The organism is Myxococcus sp. CA005 (assembly GCF_006518205.1).
GTDB classification, from domain to species: domain Bacteria; phylum Myxococcota; class Myxococcia; order Myxococcales; family Myxococcaceae; genus Myxococcus; species Myxococcus xanthus.
The window spans coordinates 1-3,433 of sequence record NZ_SRLV01000181.1 but is presented as its reverse complement, the minus strand read 5'-3'; the positions used below and the strand labels follow the sequence as shown (position 1 = coordinate 3,433).

Genomic DNA, 3,433 nt, shown 5'->3' with positions numbered 1-3,433 from the left:
GCCGACGCCGTGAGGCGAAGGTGAGGGGAAGAAAGTCAGGTGCTTTTAATCAAGCGTAAGTAACAAGAAGTCTTCCAGGCTTGCTGCGAAGAGCAGGAGTCTGGGCCTTGGTTTCGAGTTTCGACAATCCGCCGGGAGGCGGGCGTGAAACAAGAGATTAGGGCAAGTAAGCTACTAAGGGCGTGCGGTGGATGCCTAGGTGCCAAGAGGCGATGAAGGACGCGGGTGGCTGCGAAAAGCCCCGGGGAGCTGTCAACCGAGCGTTGATCCGGGGATGTCCGAATGGGGAAACCCAGCGCTGCGAATAGCGGCGTTACCTTTCACTGAATACATAGGTGGAATGGAGCTAACCAGGGGAAGTGAAACATCTCAGTACCCTGAGGAAGAGAAAACAATGAGTGATTCCCAAAGTAGTGGCGAGCGAAATGGGAGAAGCCCAAACCGAAACCACGAAAGTGGCGTCGGGGTAGCGGGTCCACGGTAGGACTTTGACTTGCTAGCGGAAGCCTCTGGAAAGAGGCACCAAAGAGCGTGATAGTCGCGTACGCGAAAGCGAGTTGGAGCTGAGTGGGTTACCCAAGTAGGGCGGGACACGTGCAATCCTGCCTGAATCAGCCGGGACCATCCGGTAAGGCTAAATACTCCTTGGCGACCGATAGTGAACAAGTACCGCGAGGGAAAGGTGAAAAGAACCCCGGTAAGGGGAGTCAAAAGAACCTGAAACCGCATGTCTACAAGCAGTTCGAGCACTACGGGGCAACCCAGTGCGAGAGCGTACCTTTTGCATCATGATTCGGCGACTTAATATACGTAGCGAGGCTAAGCCGTTAGGTGGAGCCGGAGCGAAAGCGAGTCCGAATAGGGCGTATAGTTGCGTGTATTATAACCCGAAGCGGGGTGATCTACACATGGCCAGGTTGAAGTGCGGGTAACACCGCATGGAGGACCGAACTCATGAAAGTTGAAAATTTCTGAGATGAGCTGTGTGTAGGGGTGAAAGGCCAATCAAACTCCGTGATAGCTGGTTCTCCCCGAAAGATATTTAGGTATCGGCTCGGGCAATTCAATGCCGGAGGTAGAGCACTGGAACGGCTAGGGGTCTCACCAGATTACCAAACCGTACCAAACTCCGAATGCCGGCAATTGTTATCCCGGGACGCAGTCAGTGGGTGATAACGTCCATTGGCAAGAGGGGAATAACCCAGACCGACAGCTAAGGCCCCCAAATCTAGTCTAAGTGAACACTAGAAAGGATGTGGCAGGTCATTGACAACCAGGAGGTTGGCTTAGAAGCAGCCATCCTTTAAAGAAAGCGTAATAGCTCACTGGTCAAGACAGGCCGCGCCGAAAATGTAACGGGGCTCAAGACTAGTGCCGAAGCTTCGGGTCACACGTAAAGCGTGTGGCGGTAGGGGAGCGTCCCAGTTGCAGCGAAGGTCGACTGAAAAGGCGGCTGGAGCGGCTGGGAGTGCTGATGCCGAAATGAGTAGCGTTAAAGGGGGTGAGAAACCCCCTCGCCGTAAGCCCAAGGTTTCCTGGGTCAAGTTAATCTTCCCAGGGTTAGTCGGAACCTAAGCCGAGGCCGAAAGGCGTAGGTGATGGAAAGCGGGTTAATATTCCTGCACCATCTTGTGAGCGTTGAACTAAGGGAGGACGGAGAAAGCTAGGCGAGCTGACCGGTGGTTGTGTCAGTCTAAAGGCGTAGGGGTGTCGCGTACGAATAAAGGCGCGGCAGCTATCCCCGAGACTCGATGGCGCCCCGTAAGGGGTAAGTCGCTGATGCTCTGCTTCCAAGAAAAGTCCCGTAGGGAGCTTACAGGGTGTCCGTACCGCAAACCGACACAGGTGGGCGAGGAGAAAATCCTAAGGCGCTTGAGAGAACTCTCCTCCAAGGAACTAGGCAAATTTCCACCGTAACTTCGGAAGAAGGTGGGCCTCTGGTAGGTGAAGGCGTACAGCCGGAGCTGAGAGAGGTTGCAGAGAAATGGCGGTAGCGACTGTTTACCAAAAACACAGGACTCTGCGAAGGCGACAAGCCGACGTATAGGGTCTGACTCCTGCCCGGTGCTGGAAGGTTAAGGGGATTCGTCAGCCGCAAGGTGAAGCGATGATCCGAAGCCCCAGTAAACGGCGGCCGTAACTATAACGGTCCTAAGGTAGCGAAATTCCTTGTCGGGTAAGTTCCGACCTGCACGAATGGAGTAACGACTTCCGCGCTGTCTCGGAGAGGGACTCAGCGAAATTGAAATAGCTGTGCCGATGCAGTTTACCCGCAGCAAGACGGAAAGACCCCGTGAACCTTTACTATAACTTGACAGTGACACTAGGGATTGACTGTGTAGGATAGGTGGGAGCCTTTGAAGCCGGGCCGCTAGGTTCGGTGGAGGCAACGGTGAAATACCACCCTGTTGATTTCTGGTGTCTAACCATGTCCCGTCAGCCGGGATTGGGACACTGTCTGGTGGGTAGTTTGACTGGGGCGGTCGCCTCCCAAAAAGTAACGGAGGCGCGCGATGGTTCCCTCAGCCCGATTGGAAACCGGGCGTCGAGTGCAATGGCATAAGGGAGCTTGACTGCGAGACGGACACGTCGAGCAGGTGCGAAAGCAGGTCATAGTGATCCGGTGGTCCTGAATGGAAGGGCCATCGCTCAACGGATAAAAGGTACTCCGGGGATAACAGGCTTATCTCCCCCAAGAGTTCACATCGACGGGGAGGTTTGGCACCTCGATGTCGGCTCATCGCATCCTGGGGCTGGAGCAGGTCCCAAGGGTTTGGCTGTTCGCCAATTAAAGCGGTACGCGAGCTGGGTTCAAAACGTCGTGAGACAGTTTGGTCCCTATCTGCTGTGGGCGTAGGATACTTGAGAGGCTCTGACCTTAGTACGAGAGGACCGGGTTGGAGGCACCGCTGGTGTACCAGTTGTCTCGCCAGAGGCATCGCTGGGTAGCCATGTGCCGATTGGATAACCGCTGAAAGCATCTAAGCGGGAAACCGACCTCAAGACCAGGTATCCCGGGCGCAAGCCCCTGAAGACCCGTCGAAGACTACGACGTTGATAGGCCGGGTGTGTAAGCGTGGTAACACGTTCAGCTAACCGGTACTAATTGGTCGTGAGGCTTACTTTCCCCATTCTCTTGCATGCCCCCTCAAGGGGAGTAAGGGACTCGGGGCCAAGGCCGAGGCTCGAGTGCTTCTTTGCACTCGCCTGGAAGACTCACACTGCGCACAGCGAGACTTCGCTCAGCAATGAATTGAAACTTACCCTTTGTATGCACTGTCGCTTGTTTTCCGGTGGCTATGTCGGAGGGGTCCCACCCGTTCCCATCCCGAACACGGAAGTTAAGCCCTCCAGAGCCGATGGTACTTCGCGGGAAACCGCGCGGGAGAGTAGGTCGCTGCCGGATTCTTTTTGAGAAACCCCCGGTGTCCCT

General features: G+C 55.2%; 2 rRNA genes. Both read left to right on the top strand.

The features are described 5' to 3' along the window. Positions 1-164: 164 nt before the first annotated feature. Positions 165-3,127, top strand: a 23S ribosomal RNA gene (locus FMQ63_RS36910). A gap of 162 nt (positions 3,128-3,289) precedes the next feature. Further along, positions 3,290-3,406 (top strand): 5S ribosomal RNA (gene rrf, locus FMQ63_RS36905). Positions 3,407-3,433: the final 27 nt, after the last annotated feature.